The organism is Pseudomonas sp. MF08875 (assembly GCF_059862525.1).
In genome coordinates this window covers 1-21,763 of sequence record NZ_JCBCUW010000019.1, presented here as the reverse complement: position 1 = coordinate 21,763, position 21,763 = coordinate 1, and the positions used below count along the sequence as shown (strand labels likewise).

The following is a 21,763-nucleotide window of genomic DNA, read 5'->3' as shown; positions in this document are numbered from 1 at the left end:
CATGCACGCTTTGCAAGCCAAGATCCTCGACCCCCGCATCGGCAGCGAATTCCCCCTGCCCCAGTACGCCACGCCCGGCTCCGCCGGCCTCGACCTGCGCGCGATGCTCCAGCAAGACACCCTCCTTGAGCCGGGCCAGACCCTGCTGATCCCCACCGGCCTGTCGGTGTACATCGGCGACCCAGGCCTGGCCGCACTGGTGCTGCCGCGCTCGGGCCTGGGCCACAAGCACGGCATCGTGCTCGGCAACCTGGTGGGGCTGATCGACTCCGACTACCAGGGCGAGTTGATGGTTTCCTGCTGGAACCGTGGCCAGACCGCATTCAACATCGCCGTGGGCGAGCGCATCGCCCAACTGGTTCTGGTGCCGGTGGTGCAGGCGCACTTCGAGCTGGTCGAAACCTTCGATGAATCCCAGCGCGGCGCTGGTGGTTTCGGCCACTCCGGCAGCCACTGAGTGGCCCCGACCAGGCCACCCCAACCGCCGGGGTGGCCATTTCACACCACGAACTCTGTGGCGAAAACGCCGTCATACCCTTCAGTTTGAACCCGCCGGCGAGCCGTTCGTCGTCCCGTCCAGCAACCTTTGAGTTGGAGCAACCTCAGCGATGAGCCATGCAGCCCCCGTAGCACCTGCGTTTCCCGACAGCATCTTTCGCGCCTACGACATCCGTGGCGTGGTGCCCAAAACCCTGACCGGCGAAACCGCCTACTGGATCGGCCGGGCCATCGGCGCCCAGACCCTGGCCCAGGGCGAACCGCACATCTCGGTCGGCCGCGACGGTCGCCTGTCCGGCCCGGAACTGGTCGAGCAACTGATCCAGGGCCTATGCGACAGCGGTTGCCACGTCAGCGACGTGGGCCTGGTGCCCACCCCCGCGCTCTACTACGCGGCCAACGTGCTGGCGGGTAAATCCGGGGTCATGCTCACCGGCAGCCACAACCCGTCGGACTACAACGGCTTCAAGATCGTCATCGCCGGCGACACCCTGGCCAACGAACAAATCCAGGCCCTGCACACCCGCCTCAAGACCAACGACCTGACCCGTGGCGAAGGCAGCGTGACCCGGGTGCAAATCCTTGAACGCTACGCCGCGCACATCATCGACGACGTCAAACTCGCGCGCCGCCTCAAAGTGGTGGTCGATTGCGGCAACGGCGCCGCTGGCGTGATCGCCCCGCAATTGCTTGAAGCGCTGAACTGCGAAGTCATCCCGCTGTTCTGCGAGGTAGACGGCAATTTCCCCAACCATCACCCGGACCCGGGCAAGCCGGAAAACCTCGTGGACCTGATCGCCAAGGTCAAGGAAACCAACGCCGACCTGGGCCTGGCCTTCGACGGCGATGGCGACCGCGTCGGCGTGGTGACCAATACCGGCAGCATCGTCTTCCCGGATCGCCTGATGATGCTGTTCGCGCGGGACGTGGTAGCCCGCAACCCGGGCGCGCAAATCATCTTCGACGTCAAATGCACCCGCCGCCTCACGCCCCTTATCCAGGAATACGGCGGCCGCCCGCTGATGTGGAAAACCGGCCACTCCCTCATCAAGAAGAAGATGAAAGAAACCGGCGCCCTGCTCGCAGGCGAGATGAGCGGCCACGTGTTCTTCAAGGAACGCTGGTTCGGCTTTGACGACGGTATCTACAGCGCCGCGCGCCTGCTGGAAATCCTCAGCAAGGAAACGGCAAGCTGCGAAGACCTGTTCCAGACCTTCCCGAACGATATTTCCACGCCGGAAATCAATATCCATGTGACCGAAGAGAGCAAATTCAGCATCATTGACGCGCTGCACGACGCACAATGGGGCGCCGGCGCCAACCTGACCACCATCGACGGTGTTCGGGTCGACTATGCACAGGGCTGGGGCCTGGTTCGCGCCTCCAACACCACACCGGTGCTGGTGCTGCGCTTCGAGGCCGACAACGACGCCGAATTGCAACGCATCAAGGACGTGTTCCACGCCCAATTGAAACGTGTAGCCCCCAACCTTCAACTGCCGTTCTGATCGACTAATCCCTCGTTTTGCCGGAGCCCTTAATGACCCTCGAACGCGACGCCGCTGCCAACACCGCCAAGGTTCTATCCGAAGCGCTGCCCTATATTCGACGCTACGTCGGCAAGACGCTGGTCATCAAATACGGCGGCAACGCAATGGAGAGCGAAGAGCTCAAGACCGGCTTCGCCCGCGACATCGTGCTGATGAAGGCCGTGGGCATCAACCCGGTGGTCGTGCACGGCGGCGGCCCGCAGATCGGTGACTTGCTCAAGCGCCTGTCCATCGAGAGCCATTTCGTTGATGGCATGCGCGTGACCGACGCGCAAACCATGGACGTGGTGGAAATGGTCCTCGGCGGGCAGGTCAACAAGGACATCGTCAACCTGATTAACCGCCACGGCGGCAGCGCCATCGGCCTGACGGGCAAGGACGCCGAACTGATCCGCGCGAAAAAACTCACCGTCACCCGCAAGACCCCGGAAATGACCACGCCGGAAATCATCGATATCGGCCACGTCGGCGAAGTGGTCGGCATCAACACCGACCTGCTGAACCTGTTGGTCAAGGGTGATTTCATCCCCGTGATCGCGCCGATCGGCGTGGGCGCCAACGGCGAGTCGTACAACATCAACGCCGACCTGGTGGCGGGCAAGGTAGCCGAGGCCCTCAAAGCCGAGAAGCTGATGCTGCTGACCAACATCGCCGGCCTGATGGACAAGTCCGGGCAAGTCCTGACGGGCCTGACCACCCAGCAAGTCGACGACCTGATCGCCGACGGCACCATCTACGGCGGCATGCTGCCCAAGATCCGCTGCGCGCTGGAGGCGGTACAAGGTGGCGTCGGCAGTTCGCTGATTATTGACGGCCGCGTGCCCAATGCGATTCTGCTGGAAATCTTCACCGACACCGGTGTGGGCACCCTTATCAGCAATCGCAAGCGCCCTTAAGCCGCGGCGCATGCAAAAAGACCCCGCTCAGCCTGGCTGAGCGGGGTCTTTTTTTAACAGCGCCAATCAGACGCCGAACTGCTCGCGATAGGCCTGTACGGCAGGCAAGTGCTGCTTGAGCTCGGGGTCATCGGCCAAGAACTCCAGCACCTGGTTCAGCGACACGATGCTGATGACCGGGATACCGAAATCGCGCTCCACTTCCTGGATAGCCGACAACTCACCGTTGCCGCGCTCCTGGCGGTTGAGAGCGATCAGCACGCCGGCGGCCTTGGCGCCGTCCTGAGAAGCAATGATCTGCATCACCTCGCGGATCGCGGTGCCGGCGGTTATCACGTCATCGATAATCAGCACCTCGCCGGTCAACGGCGCGCCCACCAGGCTGCCGCCCTCACCGTGGGCCTTGGCTTCCTTGCGATTGAAGCACCAGGGCAGGTCGCGCCCGTGGTGTTCGGCCAAAGCCACGGCCGTGGTTGCCGCCAAGGGAATGCCTTTGTAGGCCGGGCCAAAGAGCACATCGAAGCCAATACCGCTTTCAACGATGGCGGCCGCGTAGAAACGCCCCAACTGGGCCAGTGCCGAACCCGAGCTGAAAAGACCTGCGTTGAAGAAATATGGGCTGGTACGCCCGGACTTGAGGGTGAACTCACCGAAGCGCAAAACCCCGCGATCGATGGCAAAACGAATGAAATCGCGCTGATACGCCTGCATGAAAAAACCCCAGATACCACGGCTTTAGCTAATTAGGTAGAGCTCGGGTATCATACACGCACGCGATTTTTGGGGCCATTTATGCGGATCATCAGTGTGAACGTCAATGGTATTCAGGCTGCAGTCGAGCGTGGTTTGCTCAGTTGGCTGCAAGCTCAGAATGCCGACGTCATCTGCCTGCAGGACACCCGCGCCTCCGCCTTTGAACTGGACGACCCAGCCTTCCAACTGGATGGCTACTTCCTTTATGCCTGTGATGCCGAAGTTCCCACCCAAGGTGGCGTGGCTTTGTATTCGCGGTTGCAACCCAAGGCGGTCATCAGCGGCCTCGGCTTCGAGACAGCCGACCGCTACGGGCGCTACCTGCAAGCCGATTTCGACAAGGTCAGCATCGCGACCTTGCTGCTTCCATCAGGGCAGAACGGCGATGAAGAGCTGAACCAAAAGTTCAAGCTAATGGACGATTTCGCCCGTTATCTGGACAAACAGCGTCGTAAACGCCGCGAGTACATCTACTGTGGCTCGCTGTATGTGGCGCAACAGAAGCTGGACATAAAAAACTGGCGCGACAGCCAGCAATCCCCCGGCTTCCTGGCACCGGAACGGGCCTGGATGGACGAGATCGTTGGCAACATGGGCTACGTGGATGCACTGCGCGAAGTCAGCCGCGAAGGCGACCAATACAGCTGGTGGCCGGACAACGAACAAGCCGAGATGCTCAACCTGGGTTGGCGTTTCGACTACCAGTTACTGACCCCCGGCCTGCGTCGCTTCGTGCGTAGCGCGCGCCTGCCGCGCCAGCCACGGTTCTCGCAGCATGCGCCGCTGATCGTGGACTACGACTGGACGCTGACCATCTAAGCATCTTTTCGCAGCCACAAAAAAACCGACATCGCTGTCGGTTTTTTTGTGGCCGTGAATCCTGCCGCAGCCTACTTGATAAGGCGCCAAGTGAAAGGGTAGCGATAAGCCACACCTTCGTTGGCCTTGATCCCGGCAATGATGGTCAGCACGAGTGCGCCAATCAGCACCAACGCCAGCAGGGCAAAGCCGATCAGCACGAACATCAGCAAATAACAGATGGCCGAGGCGATGGCCACGGTGATCTGAAAGTTCAGCGCTTCCTTGCCCTGGGCGTCGATGAACGGGTCCACCTCACGCTTGACCTGCCACAGGATCAACGGCCCGATCAGGCTGCCGAACGGGAACCACATCCCCAGGAAAGCGGAAAAGTGACAGAACATCGCCCACTGACGGACCTCGCGGCTTAAAGTCGGCACGGGTTGCAGTTCATCGCTCATCACACGCTCCTTAAGGGTGAGGCGCAATCAGTCGGCCAAGGCCGCTTTTTGCAATTCAAAGATTTCAGCCATGCCTTTTTTCGCCAACTCCAGCATGGCGGTCAGGTCTTCAGGCTGGAATGGCGCGCCTTCAGCAGTGCCTTGCACTTCGATGAAACCGCCGGTACCGGTCATGACCACATTAAGGTCGGTCTCGGCTGCGGAGTCTTCGAGGTAGTCCAGGTCCAGCACCGGCTCGCCTTGGTACATGCCCACGGACACCGCCGCGATCATCTGCTTGAGCGGGTCGCCAGCCTTGAGGCCACCACGCTTCTTGATGACTTTCAGCGCGTCGATCAAGGCCACCATGGCGCCCGTGATGGATGCGGTGCGGGTACCGCCGTCGGCCTGGATCACATCGCAATCGACGTACAGAGTCACATCGCCAAGCTTGGACATGTCCAGCGCGGCGCGCAGGGAACGACCGATCAGACGCTGGATTTCCAGGGTGCGGCCACCCTGCTTGCCACGGCTGGCTTCGCGCTGGTTACGCTCGCCAGTAGCGCGCGGCAGCATGCCGTACTCGGCGGTCAGCCAGCCTTGGCCCTGGCCTTTGAGGAAACGCGGCACGCCGTTCTCGACGCTGACCGTACAAATCACTTTGGTATCACCAAATTCGACCAGTACAGAGCCCTCGGCGTGTTTGGTGTAGTTGCGGGTAATGCGGATCGAGCGAAGCTGATCGGCAACGCGACCACTTGGACGTTTCATAGGGGAACACCTGTACGGGGACGGAAAACTGCCGAGCATTATAGTGCCGACCACGCCCACGGGGCACGCCTAAAAAACCGTGCTGTGACCGGTGGGCCACGCCCGGCTTGGGAGCATCCGCCGCTCTGCGCTACAATCCGGCCCCTTCAATGCCTGTTGGCCATCATTTATCCATCGGCCCCGTCCAGCGGCGGTTCCGAATCGCGAGGTACCTGCCATGGTGCACAGCATGACCGCCTTCGCCCGCGTCGAGAACGCCGGCACCCAGGGCACCCTGAGCTGGGAGTTGCGCTCGGTCAACAGCCGCTATCTGGAACCTCACCTACGCCTGCCCGAATCCTTTCGCGACCTCGAAGGCGCCGTGCGCGAGGCGCTGCGCCAGGGCGTATCGCGGGGCAAGCTCGAATGCACCCTGCGCTTTACCGAGGAAAGCACCGGCAAACCCCTGCAAGTTGACCGCGAGCGCGCCGCCCAACTGGTCGCCGCCGCCGAAACCGTGGCCAGCCTGATAAAACAACCGGCCGCCCTCAACCCGCTGGAAGTGCTGGCCTGGCCCGGCGTGCTGGTAGCCGACGCCACCGACCCGCAGGCCCTCACCGCCCAGGCACTGGCCTTGTTCAACCAAGGCCTCAAGGAACTCAAGGCCGGCCGCCAGCGCGAAGGCGCGGAGCTGGCACGCCTGATTCACGAACGCCTGGACGCCATAGAAGAAGACGTGGCGACCCTGCGCGTGCAGGTGCCGCAAATGCTCGCCACCCAACGCCAGAAGGTGCTCGACCGCTTCGCCGACATGAAGGCCGACCTCGACCCGCAGCGCCTGGAGCAGGAAATGGTCTTGCTCGCGCAGAAAAGCGACGTGGCCGAGGAACTCGACCGCCTAAGCACCCACATCCTCGAAGTGCGCCGCGTCCTCAAGGCCGGCGGCGCCGCCGGTCGGCGCCTGGATTTCCTGATGCAGGAACTCAACCGCGAAGCCAATACACTGGGCTCCAAAGCCTTCGACCCGCGCAGCACCCAAGCGGCGGTCAACCTCAAAGTGTTGATCGAGCAAATGCGCGAACAAGTACAGAATATTGAGTAAGGCACCCTCCATGACCCACAGCACCGGCACCCTGTACATCATTTCCGCCCCTTCGGGCGCGGGCAAAAGCAGCCTGGTCAAGGCCCTCACCGACGCCAACCCGGAAATCCGCGTCTCGGTCTCCCACACCACCCGGGCCATGCGCCCCGGTGAAGTGAATGGCGTGAACTACCACTTCGTCGAACGCAGCGAGTTCGTGAAAATGATCGAACACGGCGACTTCCTGGAGCGCGCCGAGGTGTTCGGCAACCTCTACGGCACCTCGCAGAGCCACTTGCAGCAGACCCTCGACGAAGGCCATGACCTGATCTTGGAAATCGACTGGCAAGGCGCCGAGCAAGTGCGCAAGCTGATGCCCCAGGCCCGCTCGATATTCATCCTGCCGCCCTCGCTGCAAGCTCTACACCAGCGCCTGACCAACCGCGGCCAGGACAGCGACGAGATTATCGACGGGCGCATGCGTGAAGCCGTCAGCGAAATGAGCCACTACGTGGACTATGACTACCTCATCATCAACGACGAGTTCACCCATGCGCTGGACGATCTGAAAGCGATTTTCCGTGCCAATCAGCTCCAGCAAAAGCGCCAACAGCAGCGTTTTGGCAAGTTGCTCGCCGAACTGCTGGGTTAAACAGCACTTTCCAAAACGGCTGCAAGGGCCTTACATTGGCACTTGTAGCGCTTTGCCATGGCGAGCGACAAATCAGCGCTTCCCTAATTGCTGGTGATTTTTTAAACTGTTGAGTCCGCTCGCCCATTCGGGCTGCGCGCATATTGCATTTGCTACGAGGAATACCATGGCCCGCGTAACCGTTGAAGACTGCCTAGAACACGTGGATAACCGCTTTGAGCTGGTCATGCTCTCTACCAAGCGTGCTCGTCAATTGGCAACCGGTGGCAAAGAGCCAAAGCTGGCTTGGGAAAATGACAAGCCGACCGTAATGGCACTGCGCGAAATCGCCGCTGGCCTGATGAGCTACGCCGTGATCGCCGAGGCCGAAATCGTCGAAGACGAACCGCTGTTCGCAGCGTTCGAGGACGAGTCCAACGAGGCCGTCTAAGCCTATGCCCGGTCGACGTAGCACGGCGCAGGGTCACAGCCTACGGCAGGAGTCATCATGCCGAGCATAGACGCCCTCGCCGATCGCTTATCGACCTATCTCGGCACGGACCATGTCAATCTGGTCCGCCGAGCGTATTTCTACGCCGAACAAGCCCACGACGGCCAACGCCGCCGTAGCGGCGAGGCATACGTCACGCACCCTCTTGCCGTGGCGAACATTCTTGCCGACATGCACATGGACCATCAGAGCCTGATGGCCGCCATGCTCCATGACGTGATCGAAGACACCGGTATTGCCAAAGAGGCGCTGCAAGCGCAGTTCGGTGAAACCGTGGCCGAATTGGTCGACGGGGTCAGCAAACTGACCCAGATGAATTTCGAGACCAAGGCCGAGGCCCAGGCCGAAAACTTCCAGAAAATGGCCATGGCCATGGCCCGCGATATCCGCGTGATCCTGGTCAAGCTGGCTGATCGCCTGCATAACATGCGCACGCTGGAAGTGCTGTCCGGCGAAAAGCGCCGACGCATCGCCAAAGAAACCCTGGAAATCTATGCGCCCATCGCCAATCGCCTGGGCATGCACAGTATCCGCATCGAGTTCGAGGACCTCGGTTTCAAGGCCATGCACCCCATGCGCTCGGCGCGCATCTACCAAGCCGTCAAGCGCGCCCGAGGCAATCGCAAGGAAATCGTCAACAAAATCGAGGAATCCCTCAGCCACTGCCTCGCCATCGACGGCATCCAGGGCGAGGTCAGCGGGCGCCAGAAGCACATCTACGGCATCTACAAAAAGATGCGCGGCAAGCGCCGGGCCTTCAACGAGATCATGGACGTCTACGCGTTCCGCATCATCGTTGACAAGGTCGACACCTGCTACCGGGTGCTCGGGGCTGTACATAATTTGTACAAACCGCTGCCGGGGCGCTTCAAGGACTACATCGCCATCCCCAAGGCCAACGGCTATCAGTCCCTGCATACCACGCTGTTCGGCATGCACGGCGTGCCGATCGAAATCCAGATCCGCACCCGCGAAATGGAAGAAATGGCCAACAACGGCATCGCCGCCCACTGGCTGTACAAATCCACCGGCGACGAGCAGCCCAAGGGCACTCACGCCCGCGCCCGCCAATGGGTCAAAGGCGTGCTGGAAATGCAGCAACGTGCCGGCAACTCCCTGGAATTCATCGAAAGCGTAAAAATCGACCTGTTCCCGGACGAAGTCTACGTCTTCACCCCCAAGGGCCGGATCATGGAGCTGCCCAAAGGCTCTACGGCGGTGGATTTCGCCTACGCGGTGCACACCGATGTGGGCAACAGCTGCATCGCCTGTCGGATCAATCGTCGCCTCGCGCCGCTGTCCGAACCCCTGCAGAGCGGTTCCACCGTCGAAATCGTCAGCGCCCCCGGCGCGCGGCCCAACCCGGCGTGGCTCAACTTCGTGGTCACCGGCAAGGCCCGCACGCACATCCGCCACGCCCTCAAGCTGCAACGCCGCTCCGAGTCCATCAGCCTCGGCGAGCGCCTGCTGAACAAGGTCCTCAACGGCTTCGACAGCGCCCTGGACAAAATCCCGGCCGAGCGCATCCAGGCCATGCTCCACGAGTACCGCCTGGAACTGATCGAAGACCTGCTCGAAGACATCGGCCTGGGCAACCGCATGGCCTACGTGGTCGCCCGCCGCTTGCTGGGCGAAGGCGAACAACTGCCCAGCCCCGAAGGCCCACTGGCGATCCGCGGCACCGAAGGCCTGGTGCTCAGCTACGCCAAGTGCTGCACACCGATCCCCGGCGATCCGATTGTCGGCCACCTGTCCGCGGGCAAAGGCATGGTCGTGCACCTGGATAACTGCCGCAACATCAGCGAAATCCGCCACAACCCGGAAAAATGCATCCAGCTCTCCTGGGCCAAGGACGTCACCGGCGAATTCAACGTCGAGCTGCGCGTCGAGCTGGAGCACCAACGCGGCCTGATCGCCCTGCTGGCCAGTAGCGTCAACGCCGCCGACGGCAATATCGAGAAAATCAGCATGGATGAGCGCGATGGCCGCATCAGCGTGGTCCAACTGGTCGTCAGCGTGCATGATCGCGTGCACCTGGCCCGAGTCATCAAGAAACTGCGCGCCCTCACCGGCGTCACCCGCATCACCCGCATGCGTGCGTAAGCCCTTCATAACAAGGAACCCAACATGACCAAGACCGTTATCACCAGCGACAAAGCGCCGGCAGCCATCGGCACTTACTCCCAGGCGATCAAGGCTGGCAACACTGTCTACATGTCCGGCCAGATTCCTCTGGACCCAAAAACCATGGAGCTGGTCGAAGGCTTCGAAGCCCAGACCGTCCAGGTGTTCGAGAACCTCAAGGCTGTGGCCGAAGCGGCGGGCGGTTCGTTCAAGGACATCGTCAAACTCAACATTTTCCTCACCGACCTGAGCCACTTCGCCAAGGTCAACGAGATCATGGGCAAATACTTCGACCAGCCTTACCCGGCCCGCGCCGCCATCGGTGTCGCTGCGCTGCCCAAGGGTTCGCAGGTTGAAATGGACGCCATTCTCGTCATCGAGTAAGCGGCGTCCGCAGGTATTGGCGCAGCCCTCGTGCTGCGCCATTTTCGTTTTGAAAGGATTCCATCATGCGCCAAGCGCTTGCTCTCTCATTGCTCGCCGTGTTCCTCGGCGGCTGCGCCAGCGATCCCGCCGACCGTGATATCAGTGGCACCTGGATCAACCAGGTGGCAATCGATGCCGCCGCCAAAGGCGAGTCATTGCGCGAAACCCTCCAGGCCAACGGCCCAAACCTGGAATGGGACATCAACACCAAAGCCGCTCAGGCGCGCTTCACCAACGGCTTCGAAAATGTCGAAGGCAAACTGGCCGGCGAACAGTCCGGGGCCTGGAAAGTCGACTTCTACGGCGGCTCGTCCGTCGAGCTCAAGCGCGACGGCAAGCAATTGCTGCAAGCGGCGGCCGACACGGACCCTGCACAAACCTTCGAGCGCGCCCAGGACACCACCGTGCCTGCCGGCGCGCCGCTGGGCGCCAGTTTCGAGCGCGCACTCTACGCCACCTACATGGGGGGCAACTGGAAGGTCCTGAGTGGCCCTGGCGAAGGCGGCACCGTGCAGTTCCAGCCGGATGGCCGGATCGACGGCATGGTCGGTGCCGACCGCTACGCCCTGTGCCTGGCGGGCGATTGCGCATCCATGAGCGGTAGCAACGACAGCATCTGGCTGCAACAAGGCAACCAGGGCAACTCGTGGATCTTCGCCCGCAAGGGTGACCAACTGGAAATTTTCCAGGCCATCAACGGTGCCCTGGCAGACGAAATGCCTTCCCTGTCCCCCGGCGCACGCCAGTGGCTGCTGGAAAAACAGTAACCCGCGGCAGCGGCTACACCTCCTGCGCGAGGATGGCCGCGTAGCCTTCGCGGAAACTCGGGTATAGCGGCGCCCACCCCAGGGCCCGCGCCCGCGCGTTGGAGCACCGCTTGCTGCTGGCCCGGCGCACGCTGACCTCATCGGCCCACTGGCTGACACCCAGGTAATCGCGCAACCAGGCAACCACCTCAGCCAGCGGCGCCGGCGTGTCATCGACACCTATATAGCAATCCTCCAGCGCCGCCCCTTGGCGATCAGCCTCCAACAAGAAGGCCAACAGCCGCGCTGCGTCGTCGACGTGAATGCGGTTGCCAAACAACGGCGGCTCGATGGCCACGCGATAGCCCTGGCGCACCTGGGTCAGCAGTGCGTTGCGCCCCGGGCCGTAAATGCCGGTGAGGCGCACCGCACTGGCGGGGATGCCACTGCGCACGGCGACCTGCTCGGCCTCAAGCATCAAACGCCCGGAGTAGCCACGCGCCTCGGTGGCCGAGGTTTCGTCGATCCACTCGCCCTCTTGCTGGCCATAGACGCTGGTGCTGGAGACGAACAGCAGGCGCTTGGGCGCCTGGCCGTGCTGCTCGAGCCAACCCAGTACATGTTCCAGCCCCTGGACGTAAGCCGCGCGGTAACCTGCCTCGTCGTGTTCGGTGGCCGTGGCGCAATACACCAGGTAGTCCACGGCGCCAGTCGGCCACTGGGCCGGGCATTGCGCGCTGAACAAATCCCCAGCGATACCCGTGACCCCGGCGGGCAACCTCGCGGTCGTGCGACGCATTCCGTAAGCCTGCCATCCTTTCGCCAGCATTTGCGTCGCCAAACGCCCGCCAACGTCGCCACAACCGGCGATCAACACCGAAGGAACGGACATCAAAAACCCCTCAAATAATGGCCCAGCCTAGCTTCGTCAGATGACGAGCGGCGGGCTTCGTAGGAAAAAAAGACAGTCTATTGCTTCTGTTAACAAGAATTACTTGCAATAATGGCCGCCCATTTGTTCTCGGCCCCACGAGGCCTAGAAGGACATTTACCCCTTTTCCCTCTCAGGTCCGGCCAGCATGACAAGCAATCAACTCCCCGCTTCGCCAACCAAGCTTTCTAGCCCTTCGCGCACGTGGCGCATGGTAACAGCGCTGTTGCTCAGCCTGTTGCTGGCACCGACTGCGGCCTATGCGGACCAAGCGGCACCGGCCGCTGCCGCGGCGCCGGCTGCTACCCATGAGAGCACCGACCACAGCCCCGCTCCTGCCACCGAAGCGGCGCCAGTCGTGACCCCGGTTGCCGCCGACCCGGCCCTGGCGCAAGACGCCAACCTGCCCGCCGATGGCGAAGGCGAAGTGCTGGAAGCCGACAACACCCTGGGCATGGCCCATGACCTGTCGCCATGGGGCATGTACCAGAACGCCGACATCATCGTGAAAATCGTGATGATCGGCCTGGCCATCGCCTCGATCATCACCTGGACCATCTGGATCGCCAAGGGCTTTGAGCTGCTGGGCGCCAAGCGTCGCCTGCGCGGTGAAATCCTGGCCCTGAAAAAAGCCACCACCCTCAAGGAAGCCAGCACCACTGCGGCCAAGGAAGGCACCCTGGCCAACCTGCTGGTGCACGACGCCCTGGAAGAAATGCGCCTGTCGGCCAATAGCCGCGAGAAAGAAGGCATCAAGGAACGGGTGAGCTTCCGCCTCGAGCGCCTGGTCGCCGCTTGCGGGCGCAACATGAGCAGCGGCACCGGCGTGCTGGCCACTATCGGTTCCACCGCGCCCTTCGTCGGCCTGTTCGGCACCGTGTGGGGCATCATGAACAGCTTCATCGGCATCGCCAAAACCCAGACCACCAACCTGGCCGTCGTCGCCCCCGGCATTGCCGAAGCCCTGCTGGCCACTGCCCTGGGCTTGGTCGCGGCGATCCCCGCCGTGGTGATCTACAACGTGTTCGCCCGCTCCATCGCCGGCTACAAGGCCCAAGTCTCCGACGCCTCTGCCGAAGTCCTGCTGCTGGTCAGCCGTGACCTCGACCACCTGCCGCCTGAGCGCGGCTCGCAACCGCATATGGTGAAAGTGGGGTAATCGGCCATGGGCCTGCATTTGAAAGAAGGCGCAGACGACGATCTGGCCGAGAACCATGAAATCAACGTCACCCCGTTCATCGACGTGATGTTGGTACTGCTCATCATCTTTATGGTGGCCGCCCCGCTGGCCACCGTGGACATCAAGGTTGACCTGCCCGCCTCCACCGCCAAACCGGCGCCGCGGCCGGAGAAACCGGTGTTCCTCAGCGTCAAGGCCGATCAGCGACTGTTCCTGGGCGAAGACGAAGTGAAAGCCGAAAGCCTCGGCGCCACCCTCGATGCCCGCACCCAAGGCAAAAAGGACACGACGATCTTCTTCCAGGCCGATAAAGGCGTGGATTACGGCGACCTGATGAGTGTGATGGATGCCCTGCGGGCGGCCGGGTACTTGAAGGTCGGCCTGGTCGGACTTGAGACGGCAGCCAAGAAATGATGACAACGCGCCAAAAGCTGACGCGTTACAGCGGTAGCCTGGCACTGGTGCTGGGCGTCCATGCGGTCGCGGTTGTTCTCGCGCTCAACTGGACGTCGCCACAGCCGGTCGAACTGCCGCCGATGGCGATGCTGGTGGAGTTGGCGCCGGTTCCGGCCCCACCTCCGCCCGCACCGCCCAAGGTCGTGACGCCGCCCCAACCCCCGGCCCCGGTAGAGGAACTGCCGTTGCCAAAACTCGCGGAGGCGCCGAAACCGACGATCTCCGTGCCCAAACCGGTCAAGCCCAAGCCCAAGCCACAACCGCCCAAGCCTGAGAAGCAGCCGGAGCCGCCCAAGGAAAAACCTTCCGAGGAAAAACCCAGCGACGCCCCGCCAACCAACGCGCCAACGGACAAGTCCGCCCAACCTGCGCCCGGCCCTTCGCCTGCCCAACTGGCAGCCAAGGCCAGTTGGCAGAGCACCCTGCTGGGGCACCTGGCCAAGTACAAAAAGTACCCGCCCGGTGCCCAGGCCCGTGGCAAGGAAGGTTTGAACCGTCTGCGCTTCGTGGTCGATGGCGAAGGCAAAGTGTTGTCCTACGAGTTGGTAGGGCGTTCGGGCAACGCCGATCTGGACCGGGCCACCCTGGAAATGATCCGCCGCGCCCAACCGCTGCCCAAGCCGCCGGCCGACATGCTGAGCAATGGCTCCATCGAGATCGTCGCACCGTTCGTTTATTCGATCGAAAAACGTCGCCGCTGACCGCTGCCGCAAACACCGAAGGGCACCGACAAGGTGCCCTTCGCGCATCTGCAAACACAAAGACAGATTGCCCGGTGTCGCTCTTCGCCCTCAGTCTGATAACGTGCGTCTATCGATTGCAGCCGTTATGCTTGGCCCGCAACCTCATGGACGCCCGCTATGACCCTCACAGAATTACGCTACATCGTTACCCTCGCCCAAGAGCAACACTTCGGCCACGCGGCCGAGCGCTGCCACGTCAGCCAGCCGACCCTGTCGGTAGGCGTCAAGAAGCTTGAAGACGAACTCGGTGTGCTGATTTTTGAGCGCAGCAAAAGCGCGGTGCGCCTGACCCCTGTGGGTGAAGGCATCGTCGCCCAGGCCCAAAAGGTACTGGAGCAAGCCCAAGGCATCCGCGAACTGGCCCAAGCCGGGAAAAACCAGCTGACCGCGCCGTTGAAAGTCGGCGCGATCTACACCGTCGGCCCCTACCTGTTCCCCCACTTGATCCCGCAACTGCACCGGGTCGCCCCGCAGATGCCGTTGTACATCGAAGAAAATTTCACCCACGTGCTGCGCGACAAACTGCGCAACGGCGAGTTGGACGCGATCATCATCGCCCTGCCGTTCAACGAGGCGGACGTGCTGACCCTGCCGCTCTACGACGAGCCTTTCTACGTACTGATGCCCAGCTCGCACCCCTGGACCCAGAAAGCCACCATCGACGCCAGCCTGCTCAACGACAAGAGCCTGCTGCTGCTCGGCGAAGGCCACTGCTTCCGCGACCAGGTGCTCGAAGCCTGCCCCACCACCGCCAAGGGCAACGACGGCAACCGCCACACCACGGTGGAATCCAGCTCCCTGGAAACCATCCGCCACATGGTCGCCTCGGGTCTGGGAATTTCGATCCTGCCGCTCTCGGCCGTGGACAGCCATCACTACGCCCCCGGCGTGATCGAAGTACGCCCACTGACCCCGCCGGTGCCGTTCCGCACCGTGGCGATTGCCTGGCGCGCCAGTTTCCCAAGGCCCAAAGCCATCGAAATCCTCGCCGACTCGATCCGCCTGTGCTCGGTGGCCAAGCCGCCCGCCGCGAGCTAAGACGCGGCCATGACACAGCTGTCGAACGTGCCCGTCACGGCACTCAAGGGTGTCGGCGAAGCCATGGCCGAAAAACTGGCCAAAGTCGGCCTGGAAAACCTCCAGGATGTGCTGTTCCACCTGCCCTTGCGCTACCAGGACCGCACCCGCGTAGTGCCCATCGGCCACCTGCGCCCGGGCCAGGACGCGGTGATCGAAGGCACCGTCAGCGGCGCCGACGTGGTCATGGGCAAGCGCCGCAGCCTGCTGGTGCGCTTGCAGGACGGCACCGGCGGCCTGAGCCTGCGCTTTTACCACTTCAGCAACGCGCAAAAAGAAGGCCTCAAGCGCGGCACCCGCATCCGCTGCTACGGCGAGGCCCGCCCCGGCGCCTCGGGCCTGGAGATCTACCACCCCGAGTACCGCGCCATCAGCGGCGACGAACCGCCGCCCGTGGACCAGACCCTGACGCCGATCTACCCGCTCACCGAAGGCCTGACCCAACAACGCCTGCGCCAGTTGTGCCAGCAGACCCTGACCCTACTCGGCCCCAGCAGCCTGCCCGACTGGCTGCCGGACGAACTGGCCCGCGACTACCAACTGGCGCCCTTGGCCGACGCGATCCGCTACCTGCATCACCCGCCGGCCGACGCCGATGTGGATGAGCTGGCCCTGGGGCATCACTGGGCCCAGCATCGCCTGGCGTTCGAGGAACTGCTGACCCATCAGCTATCCCAGCAACGCCTGCGCGAAAGCCTGCGCTCCTTGCGCGCACCGGTGCTGCCCAAGGCCAAGGTGTTGCCGGCCAAATACCTGGCCAACCTGGGCTTCCCACCCACCGGCGCGCAACAGCGGGTGGGCAATGAAATCGCCTACGACCTGAACCAGCGCGAGCCGATGCTGCGTCTGATCCAGGGCGATGTCGGCGCGGGCAAAACCGTGGTCGCCGCCCTCGCGGCCCTGCAAGCTTTGGAGGCGGGTTACCAGGTCGCGCTAATGGCGCCCACCGAGATTCTCGCCGAACAACACTTCCTCAACTTCACCCGCTGGCTCGAACCCCTAGGGATCGAAACCGCGTGGCTGGCCGGCAAGCTCAAGGGCAAACACCGCACCGCCGCCCTGGAACAGATCGCCAGCGGCACGCCGATGGTGGTGGGCACCCATGCGCTGTTCCAGGACGAAGTGCAGTTCAAGAACCTGGCCCTGGTCATCATCGACGAGCAGCACCGCTTCGGCGTGCAGCAGCGCCTGGCCCTGCGCCAGAAAGGCGTCGGCGGGCGCATGTGCCCGCACCAGCTCATCATGACCGCCACCCCCATCCCGCGGACCCTGGCCATGAGCGCCTACGCCGACCTCGACACCTCGGTCCTCGACGAACTGCCCCCCGGGCGCACCCCCGTGAACACGGTGCTGATTACCGACACCCGGCGCATCGAAGTCATCGAACGGGTGCGCGCCGCTTGCGCCGAGGGCCGCCAGGCGTACTGGGTGTGCACGCTGATCGAAGAGTCCGAAGAACTCACCTGCCAAGCCGCCGAAACCACCTTCGAGGACCTCACCAGCGCCCTGGGCGAATTGCGCGTCGGCCTGATTCACGGGCGCATGAAGCCTGTGGAAAAAGCCGCGGTGATGGCCCAGTTCAAGGCCGGCGAACTGCAACTGCTGGTGGCGACCACGGTGATTGAAGTCGGTGTCGATGTGCCCAACGCCAGCTTGATGATTATCGAAAACCCCGAACGCCTGGGCCTGGCGCAACTGCACCAGTTGCGCGGGCGCGTCGGCCGGGGCAGCGCCGCCAGCCACTGCGTGCTGCTCTATCACCCGCCGCTGTCGCAGATCGGCCGCCAGCGCCTGGGCATCATGCGCGAGACCAACGACGGTTTCGTCATCGCCGAAAAAGACCTGGAGCTACGCGGCCCCGGGGAAATGCTCGGCACCCGGCAGACTGGCCTGCTGCAATTCAAAGTCGCCGACCTGATGCGCGACGCCGACCTGCTGCCAGCGGTGCGCGATGCCGCCCAGGCCTTGCTGGAACGCTGGCCGCAACACGTCAGCCCGTTGCTAGAGCGCTGGTTACGCCACGGCCAGCAATACGGCCAGGTGTGAATCGAATCCCAGTTAAAGAGACAAGGGTGCAACCAAGCTGGTTATACTCCTGGCATTGTAAGAAAAGGGATACAGACCATGACAGAAGTTGCCATCTCCCCAGCAACCCCGCACGCTCCGTCTGTTATCCGGCTGCTGCTCGGCAAGCTGGACATCCCCTACACCGAAGTGCTGGACCACGCGGCGCTGAACCCGGCGCGCAAAGTCCAGGCCGTGCTGCTGGACGATGCCATCGGCGCGCTGATGGTGCTGTTCCCGCAAAGCCAATTGCTGGATCTCAACCGCCTCACCGAGCTGACAGGCCGGCGCCTCACCGCCGTGCCCCTGGATCGCCTGGAACGCATGCTCGGCAAACACAGCCTGAGCCTGCTGCCGGGCCTACCGGCGCTGACCAGTTCGCCCTGCCTGTACGAAGAAAGCCTGCTGCACCAGCCCTCCCTGCTTATCCACTCGGGTGAACCGGGCCTGTTGCTGGAAATCACCAACGAAGCCTTCAAGACCATGCTGACCAAGGCCAGCGCCGGTAACTTCGGCGAAGCCCTGAACACCATTCATCCCAACCTCGACCGCCCCCACGACGACAGCGAGGAAATCACCCTCGCCATGCAGGCCTTCACGGCGCGGCGCATCCAGCAACGCCTGGAAGCCACCCTGGAAATCCCGCCACTGGCCGAGACAGCGCAAAAAATCATCAAGTTGCGCGTGGACCCCAACGCCACCATCGACGACATCACCGGCGTGGTGGAAACCGACCCGGCCCTGGCCGCCCAAGTGGTGAGCTGGGCCGCGTCGCCGTACTACGCCTCGCCGGGTAAAATTCGTTCAGTCGAAGACGCCATTGTCCGCGTGCTTGGGTTTGACCTGGTGATAAACCTGGCGCTGGGCCTGGCCCTGGGCAAAACCCTGAGCCTGCCCAAGGACCAGCCGCAGACCAACACGCCGTACTGGCAGCAGTCGATCTACACCGCTGCCGTGATCGAAGGCCTGACCCGCGCCATGCCACGCGCGCAGCGCCCCGAAGCCGGCCTGACCTACCTCGCCGGCCTTTTACACAACTTCGGCTACCTGCTGCTGGCCCACGTCTTCCCCCCGCACTTCTCGCTGATCTGCCGCCACCTGGAGGTCAACCCGCACCTGTGCCACAGCTACATCGAGCAGCACTTGCTGGGCATCAGCCGCGAACAGATCGGCGCCTGGCTGATGCGCTACTGGGACATGCCGCCGGAACTGTGCACCGCCCTGCGCTTCCAGCACGACCCCAGCTACGACGGTGAGTACGCCGAGTACCCGAACCTGGTGTGCCTGGCCGTGCGCCTGCTGCGTGGGCGCGGCATCGGCTCCGGCCCCGACGAAGAAATCCCCGAAGCCCTGCTCGAACGCGTCGGCCTGAGCCGCGACAAGGCTGAAGACGTGGTCAGCAAAGTGCTGGACGCCGAAGTCCTGCTGCGCGAACTGGCGTCGCAGTTCAGCCAGCACTGACGTTAGGCGGCCCTTGCGGGCCTGGACGCTCGTCCAGGCTCGACTTGTTCAACTGATGTCAGCAGAGCACATGGCTTCGCGTAAGTAGATTCCCACTCGACACGTCCCCTCGGTCTGATTTTCCGGCCAGAAAACCATCGCTACCATCTCGCGTCTTACCCCAAGAAGGTAAACGCGATGCCCTCGCAGCCATTGCAACTGGCCCTGCTAAGCGGCCAGCCACGCCGCTGGCAATCAACCCAAGCGGCCCAACGCGGCCCGCACTACCGTGCGTACTCCCGCCTCCCAGTCAACAACCCAAAAGCCACCCGGCCTAGCAGCGCCTGCGCTGACAGCGGGCACTTCTGCGCACCTCAAAAAGCGCCCGCTCACCGAGCCCTCACCTCACATGATTGCCCCCCAACAAGCACAAATGGCCTACCCCAAGACCCAGGGGAAAGCTGAATCACCCTGAGCCAGCACCCAGGAGACAGATGATGACCCGACCCTGGATTATCGACACCGAAGAAGGCGTCACCTACGTCAAAGGCCGAATCCTGAAAAAGGCCTACACCCGCGCGGAAGAAGGCGCCACCGAAGACGCGATTGTCACCTGTTGCGACCTATGGTCCCTGGTGCAAGCGCAAAGCATCGCCCTGTTGGCGCAAAACAACGTCTTGGTGCCCAAAGCCTTAACGCGCGCCAAACGCACCGCTGGCAACTATGCCCAACTGTTCCTGGACGATGAAGGCACCGAACATCAGGGCCGCTTTTACTGGGCCGGCCTCGCCGCATTTGCCGCCAAGCAAGTGGTAGACGGCATCGAGTTCGCCGAAAGTAAATTCGATCATTTCATGGCCGACGCCAGGCTCATGTCTCGGGTCAGTTACTACTACTTGCTCAAGGGTAACTTCTGGCTGTTTCTCGAAATCACCCCGTGGATGCTCTATTGGCGCAAGTTTGGCCGCGAGGCGTTCTTCCGCGATGTCGATTGCCGGGATGTCACCACCTACGACCCGGTCATCACCCAACAGGTACAAGCCATGCCTTGGGCCCTGGGGGAAAACACTTCCTTGCGCCTGGATATGGAAAAGAACCTGCGCAAGTTAGATATCCGCCACCTCAACTGGCAGATGAACCTGACCGACGATAAAGGCGCGCTGGCGGAAATTAAGCAGTGCAGGGCGACAGTGCCTTTGAAAGAGGGGTTTCGTTATGTTGAGGCGTATGAAACCGTTAATGAGCCGGGCTCAAAAGAACTCAGGGAGGAGCTAGCATTCAAGAGCGCAGATTACTTCCTTCAACACGAACAAAATATTCACCTGCAAGCAATGATCTATAACCATCCCGAGTTTAAATTGGCTATAGATAGCAACGACTTGGGACGCAGACTTTGGAACTTGGTGGAAACGAAGGATCCGACATTAGTATTTAATGCTGCGCCCATGGTTACCCGGGAAATTGAAATTCGGGAGTTACAGCCCTATGGGCTTACGGCAGAAGACGTGACGGTCACTATGGGTTTGAAGCAGGGAAAACTCTACGACCCAGAGGCAAGGATGAAATACGTAATGGCCATCCTCAAGCAGTACCATTATCTGATGACAAAAGGTCGTGATTTTGACGGCCAGTTCCGCCTCTACATGATTGAGCAGATACAGGTAATTGCAGCTTGGAAGGAGGCCTAATCATGCGTCGACATCAGCACCGGTGGTTACTGGGCGTCGGACTGCTACTAATATCTGTCCTTATCGTTAAATTTGCGAGCACCTATTTATCAACTGATAGATCTTCCGCCAACTATAGGAATTCCCTTATGAATACTCGTGTGCTCGAGTTCGCATTAGGCGAACAAGGTGATGCCATTGTCCAACGTGCCAATTTTTCCATTCAACGCTCCGGGGTGAACAGCGTCCTGTTCTATACAGCTCAAAATGCTCAGCCAAAGCTTAGGCATCCAAAATACGGTTTAATATTCCCCTATGCCTACATGGTCCTTTTCTACGACAACGCCCGCGACACTTATGGGGTAGACGAAGTCGATATGAGCATCGAACTTCCTGACGCTCCACTTTTTAAAGAAGCCACTGACCAACAACTTGAAACTTATGATCGACAAGTATATGACTTGGCGATGAACCTTCAGGCCAGCATCCAAGCTGCCGGTTGGAGGCGATTCATTATGCTGGGTGACCCCCGTTTAACTGGACGCACAACCTATCACTTCAAAGAGGATTATTTAAACCAACCCAGCGTTGCGAGTCTAAAGCTTGTATCGCTATTTTTAGCTGACCCTGATTACCGGTTGAGTTGGGAGGACTGGAAATCCTTGAAGGGTGGGTTTATTTGGTACTGGCACGCGGATGGAATGCTACTTAAAGTCAGATATAGCCCGGACCTTCGCACAAAGAGCTCTAACACCCCTCTATTTGATAAATTGGATGTAATAGTCCAAACAACTAACAGCCTAAGCGGCGCCAGCCATCCCAACGAAGCCACACGCGCCAAATACGCCACAACCCTAGCAGGCGCCTTACTCCGGCGAATCAAGGCAGAAGAACAAGCACGAGCCCTGGGCTTACCCATCCTGGAAAGTTATCAAGACCCCACCATGGTCACGGGCGTGCCCGTGCCTTCGATGGAGAGCGTGGCAAAAGCCGAAGCCCTA

At 61.7% G+C, this 21,763-nt stretch carries 21 protein-coding genes and 1 pseudogene; 18 read left to right on the top strand and 4 right to left on the bottom strand.

Going from position 1 to position 21,763, the window contains the following annotated elements:
* Nucleotide 1: 1 nt before the first annotated feature.
* The 3 genes and pseudogenes from dut (at nucleotide 2) to argB (ending at nucleotide 2,944) form a co-directional block, all read left to right on the top strand.
* On the top strand, nucleotides 2–457 hold the full coding sequence (dut, locus tag AC19YT_RS13235; protein WP_500610437.1) for a dUTP diphosphatase: 456 nt from the start codon (nucleotides 2–4) through the stop codon (nucleotides 455–457).
* Between the two features lie 172 nt (nucleotides 458–629).
* Nucleotides 630–2,006: pseudogene (locus AC19YT_RS13230) on the top strand (phosphomannomutase/phosphoglucomutase); the annotation flags it as partial.
* 32 nt (nucleotides 2,007–2,038) lie between these two features.
* On the top strand, nucleotides 2,039–2,944 hold the full coding sequence (gene argB / locus AC19YT_RS13225; RefSeq protein ID WP_095108688.1) for an acetylglutamate kinase: 906 nt from the start codon (nucleotides 2,039–2,041) through the stop codon (nucleotides 2,942–2,944).
* A gap of 66 nt (nucleotides 2,945–3,010) precedes the next feature.
* Here the strand turns inward: argB and pyrE are convergent, their stop codons facing one another.
* Complete coding sequence (gene pyrE / locus AC19YT_RS13220) at nucleotides 3,011–3,655, bottom strand: orotate phosphoribosyltransferase (RefSeq protein WP_500610436.1); 645 nt, start codon at nucleotides 3,653–3,655, stop codon at nucleotides 3,011–3,013.
* Between the two features lie 81 nt (nucleotides 3,656–3,736).
* Here pyrE and crc point away from each other — a divergent pair, with 81 nt between their 5' ends.
* Nucleotides 3,737–4,516 carry a catabolite repression control protein Crc gene (crc, locus tag AC19YT_RS13215; protein WP_095108686.1) on the top strand — a complete coding sequence of 260 codons (780 nt, stop codon included), beginning with the start codon at nucleotides 3,737–3,739 and terminating at the stop codon, nucleotides 4,514–4,516.
* A 71-nt stretch (nucleotides 4,517–4,587) separates the two neighbouring features.
* On the opposite strand, the gene AC19YT_RS13210 is transcribed toward crc, so the two are convergent.
* Entirely contained in the window at nucleotides 4,588–4,956 is a 369-nt protein-coding gene (locus AC19YT_RS13210) for a DUF4870 domain-containing protein (RefSeq protein WP_095108685.1), read from the bottom strand.
* A 27-nt stretch (nucleotides 4,957–4,983) separates the two neighbouring features.
* A complete protein-coding gene (gene rph / locus AC19YT_RS13205) occupies nucleotides 4,984–5,706 on the bottom strand; it encodes a ribonuclease PH (RefSeq protein WP_095108684.1) in 723 nt (240 codons plus the stop codon).
* 217 nt (nucleotides 5,707–5,923) lie between these two features.
* Between rph and AC19YT_RS13200 the strand changes: the two genes are divergently transcribed.
* The 6 genes from AC19YT_RS13200 (at nucleotide 5,924) to AC19YT_RS13175 (ending at nucleotide 11,225) form a co-directional block, all read left to right on the top strand.
* Nucleotides 5,924–6,787: a YicC/YloC family endoribonuclease gene (locus AC19YT_RS13200; RefSeq protein ID WP_500610435.1), complete on the top strand. Its 864-nt coding sequence runs from the start codon at nucleotides 5,924–5,926 to the stop codon at nucleotides 6,785–6,787.
* Between the two features lie 10 nt (nucleotides 6,788–6,797).
* Complete coding sequence (gene gmk / locus AC19YT_RS13195; RefSeq protein ID WP_095108682.1) at nucleotides 6,798–7,418, top strand: guanylate kinase; 621 nt, start codon at nucleotides 6,798–6,800, stop codon at nucleotides 7,416–7,418.
* Nucleotides 7,419–7,584: 166 nt separating this feature from the next.
* Nucleotides 7,585–7,848 carry a DNA-directed RNA polymerase subunit omega gene (rpoZ, locus tag AC19YT_RS13190; protein WP_095108681.1) on the top strand — a complete coding sequence of 88 codons (264 nt, stop codon included), beginning with the start codon at nucleotides 7,585–7,587 and terminating at the stop codon, nucleotides 7,846–7,848.
* A 57-nt stretch (nucleotides 7,849–7,905) separates the two neighbouring features.
* Nucleotides 7,906–10,011, top strand: coding sequence for a bifunctional GTP diphosphokinase/guanosine-3',5'-bis pyrophosphate 3'-pyrophosphohydrolase (gene spoT / locus AC19YT_RS13185; RefSeq protein ID WP_500610434.1), 2,106 nt, complete (start codon nucleotides 7,906–7,908; stop codon nucleotides 10,009–10,011).
* 24 nt (nucleotides 10,012–10,035) lie between these two features.
* Nucleotides 10,036–10,416 carry a RidA family protein gene (locus AC19YT_RS13180; RefSeq protein WP_003229509.1) on the top strand — a complete coding sequence of 127 codons (381 nt, stop codon included), beginning with the start codon at nucleotides 10,036–10,038 and terminating at the stop codon, nucleotides 10,414–10,416.
* Between the two features lie 65 nt (nucleotides 10,417–10,481).
* Nucleotides 10,482–11,225, top strand: a complete 744-nt coding sequence (locus AC19YT_RS13175) for a putative periplasmic lipoprotein (RefSeq protein WP_500598469.1) — start codon at nucleotides 10,482–10,484, stop codon at nucleotides 11,223–11,225.
* A 13-nt stretch (nucleotides 11,226–11,238) separates the two neighbouring features.
* Here AC19YT_RS13175 and AC19YT_RS13170 read toward each other — a convergent pair whose 3' ends face one another.
* Nucleotides 11,239–12,096 (bottom strand): SDR family oxidoreductase, encoded by an 858-nt coding sequence (locus AC19YT_RS13170; RefSeq protein WP_500610433.1) that lies wholly within the window; start codon nucleotides 12,094–12,096, stop codon nucleotides 11,239–11,241.
* Nucleotides 12,097–12,283: 187 nt separating this feature from the next.
* Between AC19YT_RS13170 and exbB the strand changes: the two genes are divergently transcribed.
* From exbB to AC19YT_RS13130, 8 genes are all read left to right on the top strand, one after another.
* Nucleotides 12,284–13,294, top strand: coding sequence for a tonB-system energizer ExbB (gene exbB, locus AC19YT_RS13165; RefSeq protein ID WP_500610432.1), 1,011 nt, complete (start codon nucleotides 12,284–12,286; stop codon nucleotides 13,292–13,294).
* Nucleotides 13,295–13,300: 6 nt separating this feature from the next.
* Nucleotides 13,301–13,729, top strand: a complete 429-nt coding sequence (gene exbD, locus AC19YT_RS13160) for a TonB system transport protein ExbD (protein ID WP_095108676.1) — start codon at nucleotides 13,301–13,303, stop codon at nucleotides 13,727–13,729.
* Complete coding sequence (locus tag AC19YT_RS13155; RefSeq protein ID WP_095108675.1) at nucleotides 13,726–14,472, top strand: TonB family protein; 747 nt, start codon at nucleotides 13,726–13,728, stop codon at nucleotides 14,470–14,472. Before exbD ends, AC19YT_RS13155 begins: the two co-directional genes overlap by 4 nt.
* A gap of 159 nt (nucleotides 14,473–14,631) precedes the next feature.
* Entirely contained in the window at nucleotides 14,632–15,552 is a 921-nt protein-coding gene (locus tag AC19YT_RS13150; protein WP_095108674.1) for a hydrogen peroxide-inducible genes activator, read from the top strand.
* A gap of 9 nt (nucleotides 15,553–15,561) precedes the next feature.
* Nucleotides 15,562–17,637 carry an ATP-dependent DNA helicase RecG gene (gene recG, locus AC19YT_RS13145; protein WP_095108673.1) on the top strand — a complete coding sequence of 692 codons (2,076 nt, stop codon included), beginning with the start codon at nucleotides 15,562–15,564 and terminating at the stop codon, nucleotides 17,635–17,637.
* 78 nt (nucleotides 17,638–17,715) lie between these two features.
* A complete protein-coding gene (locus AC19YT_RS13140) occupies nucleotides 17,716–19,116 on the top strand; it encodes an aminoacyl-tRNA deacylase and HDOD domain-containing protein (RefSeq protein WP_500598460.1) in 1,401 nt (466 codons plus the stop codon).
* 476 nt (nucleotides 19,117–19,592) lie between these two features.
* Complete coding sequence (locus tag AC19YT_RS13135) at nucleotides 19,593–20,783, top strand: DUF2515 family protein (RefSeq protein WP_500610431.1); 1,191 nt, start codon at nucleotides 19,593–19,595, stop codon at nucleotides 20,781–20,783.
* A gap of 128 nt (nucleotides 20,784–20,911) precedes the next feature.
* On the top strand, nucleotides 20,912–21,763 hold an 852-nt coding region (locus AC19YT_RS13130), incomplete at its 3' end, for a hypothetical protein (RefSeq protein ID WP_500610430.1).